At 49.9% G+C, this 18,207-nt stretch carries 15 protein-coding genes; 9 read left to right on the top strand and 6 right to left on the bottom strand.

Annotated elements, in window-relative coordinates; translation table 11 throughout:
- Nucleotides 1-149: 149 nt before the first annotated feature.
- Nucleotides 150-1,511 (bottom strand): MFS transporter, encoded by a 1,362-nt coding sequence (locus AC52PS_RS13135; protein WP_495563527.1) that lies wholly within the window; start codon nt 1,509-1,511, stop codon nt 150-152.
- A gap of 137 nt (nt 1,512-1,648) precedes the next feature.
- Between AC52PS_RS13135 and AC52PS_RS13140 the strand changes: the two genes are divergently transcribed.
- The 5 genes from AC52PS_RS13140 to AC52PS_RS13160 all read left to right on the top strand — a co-directional run bounded on the left by AC52PS_RS13140 (nt 1,649) and on the right by AC52PS_RS13160 (nt 7,316).
- On the top strand, nt 1,649-4,042 hold the full coding sequence (locus AC52PS_RS13140; RefSeq protein WP_495563528.1) for a hypothetical protein: 2,394 nt from the start codon (nt 1,649-1,651) through the stop codon (nt 4,040-4,042).
- A gap of 115 nt (nt 4,043-4,157) precedes the next feature.
- Entirely contained in the window at nt 4,158-4,886 is a 729-nt protein-coding gene (locus AC52PS_RS13145) for a 5'-methylthioadenosine/adenosylhomocysteine nucleosidase (RefSeq protein WP_495563529.1), read from the top strand.
- Nucleotides 4,887-4,973: 87 nt separating this feature from the next.
- Complete coding sequence (locus tag AC52PS_RS13150) at nt 4,974-5,453, top strand: S-ribosylhomocysteine lyase (RefSeq protein WP_495563530.1); 480 nt, start codon at nt 4,974-4,976, stop codon at nt 5,451-5,453.
- A gap of 22 nt (nt 5,454-5,475) precedes the next feature.
- Nucleotides 5,476-6,507, top strand: coding sequence for an NAD(P)-dependent alcohol dehydrogenase (locus AC52PS_RS13155; RefSeq protein ID WP_495563531.1), 1,032 nt, complete (start codon nt 5,476-5,478; stop codon nt 6,505-6,507).
- Nucleotides 6,508-6,632: 125 nt separating this feature from the next.
- On the top strand, nt 6,633-7,316 hold the full coding sequence (locus AC52PS_RS13160) for a lycopene cyclase domain-containing protein (protein ID WP_495563532.1): 684 nt from the start codon (nt 6,633-6,635) through the stop codon (nt 7,314-7,316).
- Nucleotides 7,317-7,411: 95 nt separating this feature from the next.
- On the opposite strand, the gene sppA is transcribed toward AC52PS_RS13160, so the two are convergent.
- The gene (gene sppA / locus AC52PS_RS13165; protein WP_495563533.1) at nt 7,412-9,004 is read right to left on the bottom strand and encodes a signal peptide peptidase SppA; all 1,593 of its coding nucleotides are present in this window, start codon (nt 9,002-9,004) and stop codon (nt 7,412-7,414) included.
- A 121-nt stretch (nt 9,005-9,125) separates the two neighbouring features.
- On the opposite strand from sppA, the gene AC52PS_RS13170 reads away from it, so the two are divergent.
- The 4 genes from AC52PS_RS13170 (at nt 9,126) to AC52PS_RS13185 (ending at nt 16,330) form a co-directional block, all read left to right on the top strand.
- Entirely contained in the window at nt 9,126-11,633 is a 2,508-nt protein-coding gene (locus AC52PS_RS13170; protein ID WP_495563534.1) for a cyclic nucleotide-binding domain-containing protein, read from the top strand.
- A gap of 72 nt (nt 11,634-11,705) precedes the next feature.
- Complete coding sequence (locus tag AC52PS_RS13175) at nt 11,706-12,428, top strand: SDR family oxidoreductase (protein ID WP_495563535.1); 723 nt, start codon at nt 11,706-11,708, stop codon at nt 12,426-12,428.
- A 38-nt stretch (nt 12,429-12,466) separates the two neighbouring features.
- A complete protein-coding gene (locus tag AC52PS_RS13180; RefSeq protein ID WP_495563536.1) occupies nt 12,467-12,685 on the top strand; it encodes a hypothetical protein in 219 nt (72 codons plus the stop codon).
- Nucleotides 12,686-12,874: 189 nt separating this feature from the next.
- A complete protein-coding gene (locus AC52PS_RS13185) occupies nt 12,875-16,330 on the top strand; it encodes an ankyrin repeat domain-containing protein (protein ID WP_495563537.1) in 3,456 nt (1,151 codons plus the stop codon).
- A gap of 210 nt (nt 16,331-16,540) precedes the next feature.
- Here the strand turns inward: AC52PS_RS13185 and mazF are convergent, their stop codons facing one another.
- From mazF to AC52PS_RS13205, 4 genes are all read right to left on the bottom strand, one after another.
- Nucleotides 16,541-16,879 (bottom strand): endoribonuclease MazF, encoded by a 339-nt coding sequence (gene mazF, locus AC52PS_RS13190; RefSeq protein ID WP_495563538.1) that lies wholly within the window; start codon nt 16,877-16,879, stop codon nt 16,541-16,543.
- Nucleotides 16,873-17,109, bottom strand: a complete 237-nt coding sequence (locus tag AC52PS_RS13195; protein WP_495563539.1) for an AbrB/MazE/SpoVT family DNA-binding domain-containing protein — start codon at nt 17,107-17,109, stop codon at nt 16,873-16,875. Before AC52PS_RS13195 ends, mazF begins: the two co-directional genes overlap by 7 nt.
- 316 nt (nt 17,110-17,425) lie before the next feature.
- The gene (locus AC52PS_RS13200) at nt 17,426-17,638 is read right to left on the bottom strand and encodes a DUF6290 family protein (RefSeq protein ID WP_495563540.1); all 213 of its coding nucleotides are present in this window, start codon (nt 17,636-17,638) and stop codon (nt 17,426-17,428) included.
- Entirely contained in the window at nt 17,629-17,898 is a 270-nt protein-coding gene (locus AC52PS_RS13205; RefSeq protein ID WP_495563541.1) for a type II toxin-antitoxin system RelE family toxin, read from the bottom strand. The genes AC52PS_RS13200 and AC52PS_RS13205 overlap by 10 nt, the downstream gene beginning before the upstream one ends.
- Nucleotides 17,899-18,207: the final 309 nt, after the last annotated feature.

Below are 18,207 nucleotides of genomic sequence, written 5' to 3' on the forward strand. Positions count from 1 at the left end.
TCCGGGGAAATCGACGGCGGATGACGGCATCTCTCAACCGCCGCGGCTTTACAGGGGCTGCCCCCGGGATTGGGCATGCGGGGAGGGAGGATTTACCCAGCCCTGTGTCCTAGGCTGCAGTGTGGTCGCTGCCCTCCGGAATGCGGGGGTTATTTCCCTGCGGGGATAACTTTTTCCACCGGCGCAGCGGGTGCGGGAGAAACAGAGCCCTGCTCCCGGTGAATAAGGGGAATGAGGGGAATAATGATCACCGTTCCGAGAACATAGATTCCGGCTGTTATAAGATACGCAAAGCGGAAATTATCATCGCCTATGAGAAAACCTCCAAGCATGGCCGAAACATTCCAGAACAACCCCCAGGCTACGGTCTGGAGACTGCTCCAGACACCTCGGCGTTTCTTCGGTACGTAATCCATAACAATGGTTCGGCTCAAAGGTGTAGTGGCGTTCATCAGAGCCCCGCGAAAAATGAACAGGGGAACTATCAGCCACAGCGATGGGTAAAACGCCATTCCCACCAGAGAGGCGATGGAAAGGGCCTGGAGTCCCACGATCATTTCCGCACGCCCCCGCTTCACCGAAAGTTTCTGTGCAGCCATGGTTGCAGCTGCGGTGAACAGCAACCCCACTCCCATTACGATCTGCACGGCAATGGGCTGAAGCCCGTAAATTGAGCGAAAGAACACCGGAAAGAACTTCACCGTCATGCCGGCACCGAAGCCGATAATAAAGCTCGATGCCAGAAACACATGGGGAATGAAGCGGGAGGCCCCTTCCCGGAATTTCTCCCGGCGAACCTGACGTGCTGCGCCCGCCCCTGCATCTTGGGAGCTCAACCCTGTATCCCTGGCGGCGGAGGGCTTGGAGCGTGAATCACCGCCCCGATCCAGAGCTTCGCTCTCGTCACCCAGGCTGTGCTCTTTTCGGACATTCATAAGGACCAGGGCCGATGCAAAGGAGAAGAGAATCCCCACCAGCATTACCCGTTGAAGAATAGGAAGTTCCCAGCGGTCACCCAGAACCAAAAACAGGATAATGTTCAAAAGGGGCCCGGTCCCCATACCGATCTGATCAATCACATGGGCCCTGGCATAAATGGATGAGCGCTCGCCGCTTACAGTAGAGTTTGCCAGCATGGTTTCCGCAGCGGGCCGTGAGAGTCCCTGAAACAACCCCCAGAAAAAGAGTCCCAGAACTATCGCCGTAAGACCGGATCCGAAGGCAAGCATGGCCAGGCCGAAAGATCCCAGAACCGCCGCGAGCATGAGCGTACCTTTAATAGACCATTTATCCGCAAGCACCCCGCCGGGAAGAACCGATACCAGCATGGCCACTCCGGTAACCGCCGAGGTGGATCCCAGAAGTTCATTGGGAGTGAGGCCCAGTATTCCCGTTGAAGACTCGGCCAGAAGTACAATATAGAGGGATAAAATGTTCCCCATCCAGATTCCCCGGCCAAGACTCTGGAGACCGGTAAAGGTGTAGAACGTTTTTACATTTTGGTTGATCATGGCACTGATACTAATGAAATGGTGGATTATACGCCAGTACCCGGACACCCAATCCCGGTACCGGCGGAGGGCTATTTTCCTTGCGAAAAAAGCGTATGGGGAAGTATAATCGAGCAAACAGATCAAGGGGGATCATCATGAAACAGCAAAGCACCCGGGGCCGTGGGGGAACGGCTCTCCGGCATATAATTTCCACCGGAATATTGGCCGGCGGACTGCTGGCAGTACTATTGTTCGCTTCCTGTGCAAGCACCGGAGGCTCAGTGCCTACTCAGCTCACCGTTGCGGAAATTTCAGACCTTCGGGAAGTGGGACTCAGGTTTCTGGGACTTCCGGAGGATATCAGTTCCTATGAATTCAGTATCGAACCTGAACTGGAAATAGCGGATGTTGAGAGAAACCGGAATGCAATTATTCTCACAACAGACCGGGACTTTCAGCTGAACCAGGACTATACCGTCACCGTACAGGATACGGCTGGGGAGTACAGCGCTTCCATCGGAGTTAAATCTGATAAGCTTGAAGACATTGTCTTCAATAACATGTATTCAGACAAACCCATGGGTTACCGGCTGGAGGACGGAGTTTCAGCATTCCGCCTTTTTGTTCCAAGAGGCAAAGCCGTGGAGCTTCACCTCTTCGATGCTCCCGGCGAAGATGCCCGGGAAGTAATCCAAATGGAAAATGACGGGAACCAGGTGTTTGAAGCGTTTATCGATGGACAACTCTACGGTACGTTTTACGGATACCGCATTACAGAACGCTACGCGGATCCGACGGCCTATGATTTGGAAATACCGGCAGACACGGTGTTTCCCGATCCCTACTCGTATGCCCTGGCATCCAGCAACGATTACCCCCAGTTCGGTCTCACCCTTATCTATGACCGGGACGAATTCGACTGGCAGGGTACCGAAGCTCTGGGACTGGACATTGCCGATGCCATTATCATGGAGGCTCACCTCCGGGATCTATCCACCCATCCAAGCGCTGAAGCGGAGAACCCTGGAACCTATCTTGGAGTTGTTAACGCTGCCCGGGGAGGTATGAACTGGCTGATGGATCTGGGCGTGAACGCCGTTGAATTTCTCCCCCTTCAGGATTTCAACAATATTGAGGCTCCATATAAGGAAGACAGGCTGGGATACTTCAACACCTGGAACGGGTATGGGGAAAACTATTGGGGATACATGACCTTCAACTTTTTTGCCCCGGAAAGCTACTATGCCAGCAACGGAACCCTGGAGCCGGGAACATGGAACGGCACCGACGGCCGTCAGGTTGACGAGATGAAAACCATGGTGAGGGAACTTCATAAGAACGGAATTGCCGTGCTCATGGATGTGGTATACAACCATACTTCCAAATACGACAATCAGCCGCTCATGCTCATCGACCGGGATTTCTACTACAAGGATCAGGACGGAACCGGCACCGGCAACGAACTGGAATCACGGCGGAAAATGGCCCGGAAAATGATTCTCGATTCCGTGCGTTACTGGATGGAGGAATATCACATCGACGGCTTCCGCTTCGATCTGGCAGCCAGCCACGATCCTGAAACAATCCGTTCAATTTATGAGATGGCCACCGACATTAATCCGGATGTAATGCTCATTGCCGAACCCTGGGGGGGCGAAGGGGCCACCAGCGCAGAGGAATTTCTTGAACTTGGCTGGAGTAAATGGAACTCGGAAATCCGGGATGCGGTGCGTTCCCAGAACCGCCCCACCAAAGAAGGAGATGTGTTCGTTCTGGGAGATACCAATGGCGCAAAAAACCTTATGGCCTGGTGGGGAGACATTAACCCCGCTGAACCACATCAGTATGTTCAATACATTGAGAGCCATGACGACGCCACGTTGGGAGACAACTTGCGGATTCAGTCCGGTGAGTATTCCTTCTACAACGAGGACGGCAGCATTAATCGCATTGAAGACATCCGGGAGTACACCGAGCTGACCCCCGATCTTCTTGACGCACACAGAATTGCCGCAGCCAGCCTCTTCTTTTCCCAGGGCCCGATCATGATGCATCTGGGACAGGAATGGGCCAGAGGAAAAATCACTCCCGATCTGGAGGGGAATCCCCCGGAGATCACCGAAAACGGCGGCCTGGGAGCCAGCTCCGACAACATCGTGTACCGCACCCCCAGCCCCAACAGTTACAGCGCAGATAATGACACCAACTACATCGACTACGATCTGGCACAAGTGAACAGTGAACTTACCGACTACTACCGGGGTCTCATTGAGCTGAGGAGATCGGAGGAGCTTCTGGGTGCAGCCACCGCTGAAGAACTGAGCATCCTGGAAAGCTCCAATGCCAAGGGCATAGGGGTTGCTATTTCCGGTGAATTGTACGGCTTTGTGAATGCCGACAGAGAAGGGTCTGCTCCGTTCACCATTCCGGAAGGGAGCTACGGCGTACTGGTCAACAAAACAGAAGCCGGGAGCTCGGTGCTTGAAACTATTTCCGGGGGAACCATTCAGGTCGAGCCGGCAAGCGCACTCTTTTTGAAAAAGCAGTAGAATAGGTTTACAATACGGGTTCCGGGAGCGTAACACCGGAACCCGGTGAGCAATAAGAGCCCGGGTACCGCAGGTACGCCGGGCTTTTATTTTATTATGGAAAAGGCAGGTATGAATGATTGGAATAATCGGGGCGATGGAAGAAGAGGTACAGAAAATCAGGCAGGAGCTTGGCTCTCCCGTGGTTCAGGAAAGGGGCCCGTACAGCTTCATCACAGGCAGTCTGGGAGATCTGGAAATCGTCCTTCTGCAATCGGGAATTGGCAAGGTGAACGCCGCCATCGGCACAACGCTGATGATTGAAGGCTTTGCCCCGGAATTTATTGTGAATACCGGAAGCGCCGGCGCTCTGGACCCGGGGCTCTCAATAGGAGATGTCATTCTGGGAGAGTCAATCGGACATCATGATGTGGATACCACCCCATTCGGCTATGAAAAAGGCCAGATTCCCGGAATGCCGCCGGTTTTCTCCAGCGATCAGCGGCTGTTGGCACTGGCTCAGCGCTGTATCGGTGAACTGGATTCCTTTAAAGCCGTAAACGGGATGATAGTATCCGGAGATACATTTCTTGCCCATCCCGATGAGATCGCGAAGCTGCTGAAGGATTTTCCCGAAAGTCTGGGAGTTGAAATGGAAAGTGCGGCCATTGCCCAGACATGTTTCCGCTTCCATGTTCCCTTCCTGATCATCCGCAGTATCAGCGACAAGGCGGACAGCTCATCACCCGGGGACTTTCAAAAAAACCTGCACACCGCCTCTATGAACTCTGCCGCTACTGTTTTAGAATTGCTCAGGCACTACCGGGAAAAGCCCCATGAAGCAATCGGAGTCGAGCCCGCATAAGCGCCGGATTTGACCGGCAGCTCGGCCTGAAGTATGTTCTAGACGCCCCCCGGGGAACCAAATATATATCTGCAAGAGAGGTAGACTATGAATAAGATTCCATCATTCACCATTGATCATAATAAAATGCTGCGGGGAATTTACGTATCCCGTATTGATGAGGTTGGAGACGATTACGTGACAACCTACGATATCCGGATGAAGGAACCGAACCGTGAACCGGTGGTTGATGTTCCCGCTCTTCACACCATTGAGCACCTGGGAGCCACCTTCCTGCGAAACGACGATGAGTGGAAGGACGATGTGGTGTACTTCGGTCCCATGGGCTGCCGCACCGGTTTCTACCTTGTACTGAAAGGAAAACGGGAAAGTGCCGAAATAGTGGATCTCATTACCAATCTTTTCCGCTTTATGAGTGAATTCAACAATGAGGTTCCCGGTGCTGCTGCGAAGGACTGTGGAAATTTTCTCAGCCACGATCTTACCATGACCCACTGGGAATCCGAAAAATTCCTTCATGAAGTTCTGGAAAATATCGGCGAGCAGAACCTCCGGTATCCTGCCTGATTCTCCGGATGCACGATCTCACATGAGCCGGCATAGCGATCGCTCCATACAATATAGATCCTGGGGCGGCCCCGATTCCCTGGAATACGGCAAATCGCCGCCCCCGGGAAGGCCGGGATGGGGCGGCATTCAGGTGAGGGTGCATGCCATCTCCGTAAATCCCGTGGACTGGAAAATTCTGGCCGGCGAGCAGATTGCGGGGGTGCGCCTCATGCATCTTCTCTCCCGCCGCCGGAGCCCGCTGTTTCCCCGGGTATTCGGAAGCGATTTTTCAGGTGAAGTTCTTGAATCCCGTTCACCGGAATTTAAACCCGGTGACAGGGTGGCCGGCATGCTGTCCCCCATCTCTGGAGGATCTGGCAGCACCCGGATCAACGTCAGAGCCGCCCATTGCATCTCTCTTCCCGTCGGCTTCAGCTGGGAACAGGGCGCCTCCCTCCCCGCAGCGGGCATCAGTGCGCTGGCGGTTTGCAGGAGCTTCCCTCCCCGCTCTCGGGGAAAGGTGCTTCTCATCGGTGCAGCAGGCGGTGTGGGCAGCATTGCACTCCAGATTTTGGCAGACCGTGGATATGAAGTTCATGCAGTGGGCCGGGAGCACCAGGCTCAGCTCCTGAAAGAGCTGGGGGCCTTCAACGTGGTACCCCGAAACCACTGGCTGGACTACGCCCGGCAGGAGGGGCCCTGGCCGGGTATTGTGGATGCTCCGGGAGCCCTTATCCGGGGCAGGGGTGAGAACGGTCCGGAAATGCTATTGGAGCGCCGGGTTTCCGGATCCGTCTATTATCCCGTGTATATTCCCAACGACTACATCGCCAGGCAGCTTATGAGAATCCTGAAATGGAGCTTTCGATCAGACAGGATCCGCAGCGGCATAATGCTGGCATATCCGTCGGCCAAGCGGATGATGGAATTGCAGCGAAATATCAACAACGGCACCATTCGTCCGGTGGTGGACTCAAGCTGGTCGCTTCAGGAATTCCCTCCTTCTCGAGCTGTACAGCATGCCTTGAACGGAGGATTAAGCGGCAAGGTGATAATCAGGTTGGACGGTTAAACGGTTTTTCTTGACGCAGGCACAGTTGAGCATTAGCTTAATGTAACTGTCCAGCAAATGCGGATAGGTCTTACAATGGATCAGATTATAGTGGAACATCATCTTGGATTTCCACCGGAGGCAGAATGAAGAAGCATGTATACACAATTATTGCAGTTTTAAGTTTTGCAGGCCCCTTTGCAATGAGTTTTGACAGCAAAGTTCACTACATCAGCTACCTTGTGCCTCTTTTAATCGCCACCCTCATTGTGGGAAGTGTCTACATTATTTGGGATATTATGGTGACATCCAAGGGACATTGGGAGTTTAACGATGAGTACGTTGGGAGCATGCGGGTATTTCATCTTCCGGTTGGCGAATGGCTCTTCTTTCTCTTGATTCCCTATCCCAGTGTGTTTATTTATGAAGTGGTCCTCGCATACTTCGGAAGCACCCCGGCCCAACCGGATATGGCTTGGCTGCAGTTTCTCCTCGCCGCCGTATTCATCATTCCCGCATTAATCTGGAGAAAACAGGGCTACACCCTCCTGGCAATGTTGTCCACATCCCTCTATTTTCTTGCATCCGGAATTTTCACCCCCGGAGTCATTGCCGCCTCAGGATATCTTTGGTCCATGCTTTTAATTTTTCTCGCTTTTATCGTAGTCAACGGCATATACACCGCCCTTCCCACCATTCGATATAATCCCAAAGCAATATTCGGCATCAAATTCATCCACATTCCGCTGGAGGATTTTTTCTACAACCTCAGTTATATCGGTCTCATTCTCACCATCTATATCCCGCTGAAAGAGGTCATGGGGCTGTGAAGCCCCTGACCGGCAGCTGCTCCCGGCTCAAATCCCCAAAAGCAGCCAGAGCAGCTAACAAGCAGAGTAAGCCAAAAATCAGAGAACCACAGCAATTAATCCTTGTAGTAGTTTTGACCGGGCATCATTGCCAGGGTTTTGCCGTTCCACTCCCGCACATCGTCCATGAGGGAGAGGGCAGAGATGGCAGCCGCTTGAGCGTAGGGAGAACTCTTTCCCTCCCCGCCTCCCAGAAGCTTAGCAATACGGCTTTTCTTCCGCCGGGGGAGAAAATTCAGTTTAACCCGGGTTTTCCCAAGACGGGTCTTGACCTCTTCTATTGCCTCGTTGAGTCCACCAACCTCATCGATTAATCCTATCTCTTTTGCCCGGGTTCCGGTAAACACATGCCCTTCCCCCAGTTCGTGTACCCCATCGCTGCTCATGTTTCGTGCATTCGCAACCTTGTTCAGAAATTTTTGGTAAATCCAGGAAACGCCTTCTTTGAGAATGTTCACTTCCTTCTCACTAAGACGACGCAACATGGACCCCACATCTGCATGCTCGCCCTCTTTCACGGTGGAATGAGTTATTCCCCATTTGGTAAACAGCTCCCGGGCGTAGAAAAACAGGCTGATTACACCGATTGAGCCGGTAACCGTGGTGGTTTCTGCGAAAACCTTGTCCGCCTCGGTGGCAATCCAATACCCTCCCGAGCCGGCCACTGCGCTCATGGACACAATTACCGGTTTTTTCTTCCTCACCCTCGCCAGTTCCCGGACAATATCTTCTGAAGCTGCCGCCGAGCCGCCGCCTGAGTTAATACGGAAAATCACAGCCTTCACCGACTTATCCTTTTCGAGTTTCCGGATTACCGGCACATAATCCAGGGCACCGATCATCTGCCCGAACATCATATTATTATCATTATGCCCGTCTTTAATTCCCCCTTCAAAAATCAGGACGGCAACCTTTGCCCCCCTCCCGGTGGATGTTTTCTCTTTTTTTCGCTTCACTTCCTTGGTTTTATCCTCCTGAAACCCTGCAAGGATCCCATCAAGACTGTCCTGCTCATGGGCCCAGCCCTCTTTAATGGCTTCATCGGCGTTTAGAATCCGGCCGTTCAGCAGCTCGTCAATTTTTTCCTCAACCATGCCGTACCCCTGGGTCACAGCGCGGCGGTATTCTGCCAGCAGATCTTTGAATATGGCTTCATACTGCTCCCGGTTGAACTCATCAATTTCCGATACCCGGAAGGCGTCTGCCGCTGATTTATAGCGGCCTATCCGGATAATTTCAGCCTCAATATGGTTCTTTTTCATGAGTTCACGGAAGAATCTGAAACTCCTGCTGATCCCCTGAAAATGCAGGAACGCGAGGGGATGAATAACCCTCCTGGCGCATACGGAAGCCAGATACAGTTCCTGCATACCGTAATCCTGGGCATAGAAAATCAGTTCCTTTCCCGCCTTCTTCAGGCGAAGAAGCTGATCTCTAACCGATACGATCCCGGACAGATTACCCGTGGAAAAGTCCGGCGCAACGGAAATCACCACAGTGTTTACCCTTTTCTTCTTAAGAAGCCATTCAACCCGGGTGAAAAAATGGTCGAAACGGAATCGTTTCTCTGTGCCAAGCATGGAAACTATGCCCCCGCTCTGCGGGCCGGTTTCGCTGTACTGTCCTGAAAGCTCTAATATGTGATACATGTACACTCCTTGAATAGATATACTACACCGATTTACTATCCACCTCAATTCTTCCTTTTTCTGTATCAGATGCGCTGATCCCGGCGTTGCAAATATCCCGTTTTGAGGTGAAACTGGTACTATGAGCAACATTGACCTGACACAGCGTATCAGCAAACAGAAAATTGAAAAAAACACCGTCCTCCTGCTCCAGGGAAATCCGGTGAACTCCATCCTCATCATCCATTCCGGAATGGCGGAGATGATCTCTTCCTCCGAAAGCGCTCCCCTGACCCAAGGAGAGAGTGGGTCGCAACCGGAAGATTCCCCTGTAGAAGGTGTGCGGGTAGGATTAATCAAAGGTGAAACGGTATGCGGAATTCTCGGCCTGTTTAACAACAGCCCCCTTGGACATACCGTTGTAAGTGTCAGCGACTGCATCATCTCCAATATTCCGGTGGAAGATCATATGGTGGTTCATCTTCTGCAGAAGAATATGCATTTAAATATTCAAGTGATGCAGGCACTGGTTCAACGGATAGAATCCGCCATATATCTCTTTAAGAATTACAAATATCTCTGGCACAAGCTCGCATCCATACAGGACAGCCTGGCTTTGGGCTCGGATTTGGATAACCGGGAAGAACCTCAGACCCTTCCGGACAGATACAATGTTAATATCCATGAGTATTCCCGCTATCTCCGGTACGAACTGGAGCAGAGGGGCGAGAAAATGCCCGAATCTTGGGATTCCAATGTCTTTCTGGGGCGTATTCAAAGCGGACTGGATCTTTACATTCAGTATGATAATCTCAGCATCGAAAACATGTTGGATTACTCCCAATACCTGTTTATCAAACGGCTGCTTCGAAAGCCCGATAAGCTCATACATGCACTGTTCAATAAGGACGAACCGGGAAATTATTATGTGTACCAGTTTCTCATTCAAAGTCTTGAACAGCTGGTGGGACACAATGAGAAGATCGTACATCATATATGGCTTCTCAGCGACATTCTCTACAGTGATGCAGGCTGGGTGACAACGGTTCTTTCTGTGGGCGAGGAAACCGATCTGAACTTCCGGATGTTCCGCCACTATCTGTGGAAGTTCAGCTGGCGTTGTCATCGGGATGCCTTCAAACTCCTTCACAAGGATCTGACCAAGACCCACCCCATGTATCAGCAATTATTGGACTTCCGTCAAAAACCTGAAGCAGAGAGCAGCAGCGAATCCCAGGACAATATGTTCACCCATGACTCCCCAAAGCAGGACGCTTCGGGAGACAACCTGGGAAAATACCGGAATCTCCTGGAAAAGATTCTCGACTTTGCCGATGTAAGTGAAAATTTCATGGAGGACTTCCGGAGCACTCTGGATTCGCTAAAGAAGCTTGACAGTATGTACAAAGCCGATCCCGACGCTGAAAGTCTTCGGAAAAAACTTACTCCCATGTACTGGGAGCTGTATGAAATCTGCTTTCTTAAGCAAATCAATACGGACTTGAAGTCGTTCATCCCCGGAATTATGCTCCATTTTGGGGTTGTGGATGAAACGCTTCTCAGCGAAGAGGACCTGAAAATCATCGATGAAGCATATTCCCAGATGCTCTATGTTGAAGAACCCCTGCCTGCCATGACCCTTCCGTATTTCCTGGAAAAAATCTATACCGGAGATGCTAACCCCAGTATCAACGAAATGGGGGAAGGCTTCAGAGAAACCATCAAACGCCAGGAAAAAATGTCTAATAAGGAGCGGGAATCCTCGGCATATATATACCAGGATACCGCAGAAGATAAGGTGCGCTATGAGATCCGTCAGGTTTCAATAGAGCTATCCAAAATCTTGTACGGATCCAAACGAAAGTCCCTCCCCATACTCACCAGTCAGGTGCTGGGAGGAGGACTGTCACGAATGTTGTTCTCCCCGGAAGCTTGCAGTGAGGCTGGGGAGAAATTCCACTTCAGGGACTTCAGCCTTTTTTACCGGGAGGTGGTGAGCAAACACCGTTTTGGCACAGATATCGTACAAAAAGAAGTACTCCCGTACTTCGTCGTATATCCGGTGGCCGGAAACAGAATGATGATGTGGCAGGAACTGGACGGCACCAAAAAAGAGAGTCCTGCCCGGTTTATGATCCCCCTGTATTTCAGCGAAAAGATCGATGAAGGAATCGGTAATCTGCTGGCCCAGTTCCGCTGGGAGCTGTCCAGATCGGTGGCCGGCGCAAACTGGATGGATCCAGTAGAAGGGGGGCTTTCGGGAGCATATTATGATTACATCGCATTCTACCGCAAAAACCCCAAACTCTCATCGGCACACAAAGAAAAGCTGAAGGAATTTATTAAGAAAACCCGCTCCGACCGGGACCGTTTCAGCTCCGATTATATTACCTGGGTGCTGTATGAGTATGAAGGAAAGGTGCGCTTTAATCCGGTAGTTCGGGAGATATTTTACCGCTTCGTCCCCTTCGATACCCAGGCCAGGGAGCAGATTGCCAAGAAGCCCCTCTATGCGGATCTTGAAACCAAACTTCAAAACCGCCGCAGAAAGGAAATTCTCAAGCTGGAAAGCCGGATTAAAAAATTCGAAAAATCAGGAGAGACTCTGCCCAGAGAGATGGAAGATTATATGGAATTTCTTAAGCGTTAGTTTTGCCTCCCCGCCCACTTCCGCAGTATCTTTCCAATACCAGCAACGGCCGATCGCTTATATGGGGGCCGTGTGCTTGGAAAACGGAGGTTCATTGTGAAAACATACATCATTGCCGGCGGAAACTCTGAAATCGCCCTGAACACCATTCAAAGGCTTCAAGCAGAAAGCGACGAAGAGCTTAGGATTATCGCATATACCCGATCACAGCCGCGAACCGAACTTTCTCAGGTGGAAACCCTGGAGTGGGATACGGAGGATGATTTTCCGGGAATTCCTGAAGATGTAGACAGCATCGACGGCTTCCTATACGCCCCGGGTACTATCAACCTGAAACCCTTCAAATCCCTCTCTCTGAACACATTCAGAGATGACATGCAGATCAATTGCTTTGGGGCCATTCCCGCCCTCCAACAGCTGCTTCCGCTCATGAAAGATGGAGGGGATGTGCTGTTCTACAGCAGCATTGCGGCACAAACGGGCATGGCGTTTCACAGTTCCATAGCAGCGGCAAAGTCGGCGGTTGAGGGACTGGTACGCTCTTTGGCTGCAGAATATTCCGGAGCGAACATCCGATTTAATGCAATAGCTCTTTCCCTCACTGACACACCACTGGCTTCCAAATTCATATCCAGTGAAAAAAAACTGCAGGCGATGGAGGAACGGCATCCCCTGAAGAAAATTGGCGCCCCGCAGGAAGTTGGGAAGCTGAGCGCAGCATTTCTTCTGGGTGAATACTCATGGATGACGGGTCAGGTGCTGCATCTGGACGGCGGCATGTCGGTGATTCGCTGATGCGCCGGGCTCTCAAAGCGGGGGCTGTTGCCGGCTGGATGTATATAATCACCGGTCTTGCGTCCCGCTTCGCATTTCCCGATGCTCCTGACTGGTTTCTCCTCTCCGCCTCAACAGCGGGAGCCGCAGTGCTGCTCATACATCTGCTGGAACTGCCACTGGGATTTTCAGCGGGTCGAAAGCAGGGTATTCCCAGGTGGAAAGCTGTTATACTGACACTCATATTCGGCGTAATTTGGATGGAGCGGGGCCGGTAATTACAGCTTGTAACCGGTTCCCGGATTCTTCCTGAAGCCGGACCATCCCAATTCTTCCAGAAATGTAAGGGCAAGGGCAAGAGCAAGGGATGCAAGCACGGATTCGAAATCCATATACACATATTGGAGATAAGACGCTATACTATGGTATCCTCGAAAGGTAATACGTATTCATAGGTGGGCGCTCACATGGAACTGATCAAGACAGAAAAAATGCCATTGTATGTTTCTTTGGGAATTGCATTGCTAATTACCGCTCTCAGCTCCTGTGTGTCCGTGAGTGAGACGGTACCTGATCCCCGGGTGCTTATTGGGGATCAGGCCGAACAGGTTCCTCAAGAATTTGAAGCCACCGGTTCCATGGTTCTTGACCAGGCGCTGCAGCGCAGAGTCAGCCCTGAATATCCCGGACCAAATGAGAAAATGATTACTCTCGGAGTTCTGGCAAGTGCCGCGCTGAACCTCCAGAACAACGTTGCCCCCGATGTTTTAGAAATTCAAGACGGTGAAAGAGCGGCAAGAATCCTTTCGAAATTTTGGGATGTGGAATCCCGGGCAGAACTGCTGCAAGCCCTGGATTCACGGATCACCGGCGGTTACCGCGGGCTGTACAGCCGGATTCTCACACAGATTGCTGAAGGGGAAATACCAGCTGATGATGACGCTACCACCGACTTCCTGGTATCAAATGCAGCGTTTATTGGCATTCAGGTTGTAAATGCATACGAGCTGAGCAGATTATCCAGCCTGGTGCGCTGGGCGAATGCTGCAGAGTATCTCAAAAGTTACGAAGCTAAATATCTTATGGAAGATATCGGACTGATGCTCGTTCAGTTGGACTATGACTTTCTGACCATTGCAAACGGACAAATGGCGGGGATGGCATTAATATATCGTTCCTCGAATAACCGAGCAATTCATATGCGCGACAGAGCGCTCTTTTGTTTAGAACTTCTGGAGGAAGGTGCCTGGAAAGCAGAAAACTGGGATGCGTTTTCACTCCAGGGAAGGGAGATTCTCAGTGAAGCCATTCCGGGTCTTCCAGATTATGCAGGAAAATTGCATGAATTACCGAATCCACCGAAAGGAGAAGAACTTGATGATAACAGCCTGATGCTGTTTGATCCATCTTCAGAGTCTCATTCAGTACTCGGCGCTTTTTACCACGAGTATCAGCTTTTCCGGGGAATACAGAATTCAGATCTTGAAACGGTAGTCCAGGTCATTGAACAAGCCAGGGAAGAGGGAAGAACCTTCTATGATACCCCTCCTCGTAAGTCGAATTCCTGGACCGGACTTGCAGTACAAGCGCCGGCGATTCTTTCATATCTTCTCGAGCAGGGATTTTCGCCCAATGTACCCCATGCCACACTGAAAAGCACCGCCCTGCATTGGTCGGTAATACACAGGGAACCGCAATCCCTTGAGATTCTTCTCAATCATGGTGCGGATATTGAAGCCAAAGACAAACATGGAGACACGGCTCTCATGGATGCCATAATCAGGAATTATTCTCCAGAGGCTCTCCGTCTTATCAGGGCAGGTGCCAATGTAAACGCCCGGCGAAACAACAGCCTTCATCCCCTGCTCGCCGCAGCAACTCATGGAAATGTTGATATCGTCCGGGCCCTGCTGAGAAATGGAGCCCCAAAAGATGTTCAGGATAGTAATGGCTACAATGCACTATTCAGCTATGTGAACAGACAACATTTTTCAACAATCAGCGAACTGGAAGAAGGCAATCTTGACACGAATACAGAAGTCGAAAACTTTGCTCCCGATCTGGATGCGTTTATGGATCTATTTCCGGAACAACGAACCCAGCTGCCTAATTCCCGGCGACCGCTGATATGGTTTCTCCGCGACTATGCCAGCACGCAACAACTGTCTGAAGAGCTAACACGCCTGGAAAACCAGGAAAGCGATGCCACCTTCGATTCTGTGGCTTCCTATTCAATCCTTACTAGCTTAATAGGGCGTAATCAGCAGGAAGCCTTTCATCGCGCCGTTAAATTTGCAGGTGATGTAAATTACCGTACAAGCCAAGGGTATCATGCCCTGTATTATGCCTGTACCACTGAAGATCGTTACTGGGCCTTTGAAGCTCTGCTTGATGCGGGAGCGGATCCCAACCTTCCCGGGTATAAGGATTACAGCTGTCTGACTGCCATCCTTGCGGATGGTGAATTTGAGGCGGCTATCCGGCTCATTGAAGGCGGTGCGGATGTTAACATTCCCAATCGGCTCACTGATCGTCCCATGTTCACAGAAATTGTGGATCAAGTTGTACGGGCCGATCTTAGCGATGATCAAACCTTTTCCCTTCTCAGCCGGGTTATCGATGAAGGCGGACTGCTGGTACCTTTTGAAGGCTTGGATCCTGAGTTCTGGCTACCACCGTTTCATCATCTTACCCGCTCAAGCCTATTAGAGCTGCGAGATTCACTGGCTCGCTACGCCCGGGCGGCGGGTCAGGACCTGGGACCGGAATTAAATCAGGCAATTGACAGCGGTGATGCCGGGTTACCCCTTCCCGATCCCGGTCAAACAGTTGAACTGCTATGGAGCAGCAGTGATGGAAAAAAGACATACTCCAATCAAGACGGGTCTGTATCTTTCAGTCTCCAGGCGTTACAGCAGTCGGTCGGTCAGGATGAAGATTTGAGATACAGCCTGAATTTCGGAGCACTGGATTTCGCATCGGCAGAGCTGTACCTTACCGGAATGTTCTGGCAGGACGATATTCACGTATTCCAACCGGCTTCTGTTATCGAGCTTACTCAAGATGCATCGGATCTTCTTGTCGGAAGTGGAGATACTCCATCGCGATTTATCTATCAGAACCTGGTTATTGTTCAGGATGGTGTACAGTATCTGGCCAAACTCCATCTGTCCGTACCCTATTCCAATGCCCCTGCCGTAGATCCAGAAACTGATGATCAGGCCCCCAGGGTTAAGGCTATTGACACGAATGAGCTTCAGATTTCAGTTAATGTATATCGTAGTAACCGTAAATATCCTGAAAATGATCCCATCTACGGAGTCACGGCCAGAATCACCAATCTTGACGGAAATCCAACGACCGGCCTGGAGGATCTGCTTATACAAATTAACGGCCGGGCCCTGGAATCACAGGATGGCGGCACGTATTTTACCCTGGCGAATGGCACGTTAGATCTATCCCACGGAGACCCGGTGACTTTGACTATTAGTCACCCGAGCTATGGGGTAATCAGTGCAGCAGGACAGGTTCCCCGGGGTGCTCCATCCGGGCGAATTGAGCCGGAGCTCCCAGTCCCTGGAGTAGCAATAGGTCAAGTGACCGATTATCGAATCATCTTTGATGAAGAGATTCCCAAAGGCATGCAGCGATATTCGGGGTTTTCGGTATATAACGACAACTCAGGCAACTATGTATCCGGGAGAGGTACTGTATATTCGTCAAAGGCATCCCTATCCGATCAGGAAGTCTATCTTATAGAGGCACAACACATCAGCAGGGAAGACGGCAGTCCGTATCCTTATTTACGTTTTAAGAGTCATTACCGGGATGTCACACCCATTTCCGGATTCGATACGGGATCAAAGCTCAGCATAGAATCGCCGGACGAGTGGAGCAGCAGCAATCTACCTTCCGAACGATAGATGTCGGGACAACTGGCGGGCAGGCCCGCCGCCCCGTTTTCCACAAATGCGAAGTTGCCGTCGGGAGCTTGCGACCATAGGCAATTTGGATGCAGCCGAAGGCGGAATGTTGGAAAATGTTTCGCGAATAGGCGAAGTTGGCGACCATCGGAAGCCAATTTGAGCGAAGCGAAGCCGTATTTTTGCTGTTATATGTCGTTTTTCTTGAGTCTATCCAATTAAAACCAGTAATTTTTCCTGAGTCTCATCAAGTGTTTCTTCTGAAACCTCTTCAATAAATGTAACATTTCTTGCTTTCCAATCTAAGCTTTTTACCTGATCAGAAAGAACAACACCATTTATTTTCTTTCCAGTTACTTTTACTTCAAATGGGTAGCCTTTTACCTTGCTTGTAATAGGGCAAACGATCATCAGATTTGTTTTTCTGATGTATTCTATAGGAGACAATACAATAGCTGGTCTTTTCCCAGCTTGTTCATGTCCTGATTGGGGAGTGAAATTTAACCAGACTAAGTCTCCTTTTCGAGGAATATACTTCTGCTCTACCAAATTTCATCACCTTCGTTTATGCCCCAATCTACTTCAGAAGGAAGATTTTCGTCAGTAATTTTATCAATTAAAGACATCGCATCATTAACCTTAGGTGGATAGATAACAATTCTGTTTTCATTTTCCTCAATATCTACCACAGAACCATTTTTTAAAGATAATTCTTTAATGATTGATATTGGTATTCTTATTCCGAGGCTATTACCCCATTTCTGAATCTTTGCTTCCATACCCAGAGTATATACATTGTTTAAACATTATTCAAGAAAAATCCCATATAAAGGGGCGGCGGGTATCCGCAGTAGTCTGAACATGCAGAAGGCTTGGGAAGGACATTGAGGATACCCGCCAGTTGTCTGAAGTTGCGAAGCAGCGAAAGACAGCTGGCGGGCAGGCCCGCCTGCTATCCGGCACCCCGTTTTCCAAAAATGCGGAGCACTTTTTGGAAAACGTTCCGGATTTACCTGAAGTTGGCCGAAGCCCAATTTGGGTGAAGCCCGAGGCCGAACCAGGTAAATCCTGTTAGCTGTCGTTTTTCATTCAGGTTTATTTTAACAAATCATCAGCTGTTATATATTTTTTATTCTTTTTTCTTGATTCATCAATATAATTCTCAATAAATTTTATATCTTGAATATCTTCATACAGTTCGTACATTGATTTTTTAAAAAGAGATGATTTTTCTTCATGAAAGTATTCTGTTAAATATTCCAGAATTTTTTCTTCTTCTTCGTTCAATCTTACTGATACTACGGCCATCTTTTGTACACCTCCGTTCTTTTTCCAATTCCCAACACAAAAATATCATGATTTTCAATTTTAAAAACAGCACGATATTTCCCTTTTCGCAGTCTATAGTAATTGGTTGAAGAATCTGAAACTAATTTCTTTATATCAAAAAGGTTTAAATCTTTTGTGGAATCAATAGATTCAAATGCATGTATAAAAAGTTTAACAATTTCTTTTGGAATTTTTCCCTTTCGAATACCTTTTCTGATGTCTTCATCATAATAAACCATATTATAAGAGTACTACATTGTCATACACCCATCAAGAGGATTGTTGAAAAAATGAAAGCTAACGGGGCGGCAGGCCTGCCCGCCGCCCCGTTTTCCAAAAATGCGGAGCAATTTTGGAAAACGTTCGCGACTATGAGAAGTTGCACGGTCGGCGTAGCCGATAGGTACGTTTTTTTGCTTTGGGTAGAGTAGAGGCAGGCTTGCGCCTGCCCCCCTCGTCAAACCGGACGTGAGGTTTTCCCTCATACGGCTTTCGCTTCAGATTTCTTCTCAAGCATTCGCAGTTGCCTTTATTTTAGGCCATGTCGT

This window comes from Salinispira sp. (genome assembly GCF_059431795.1).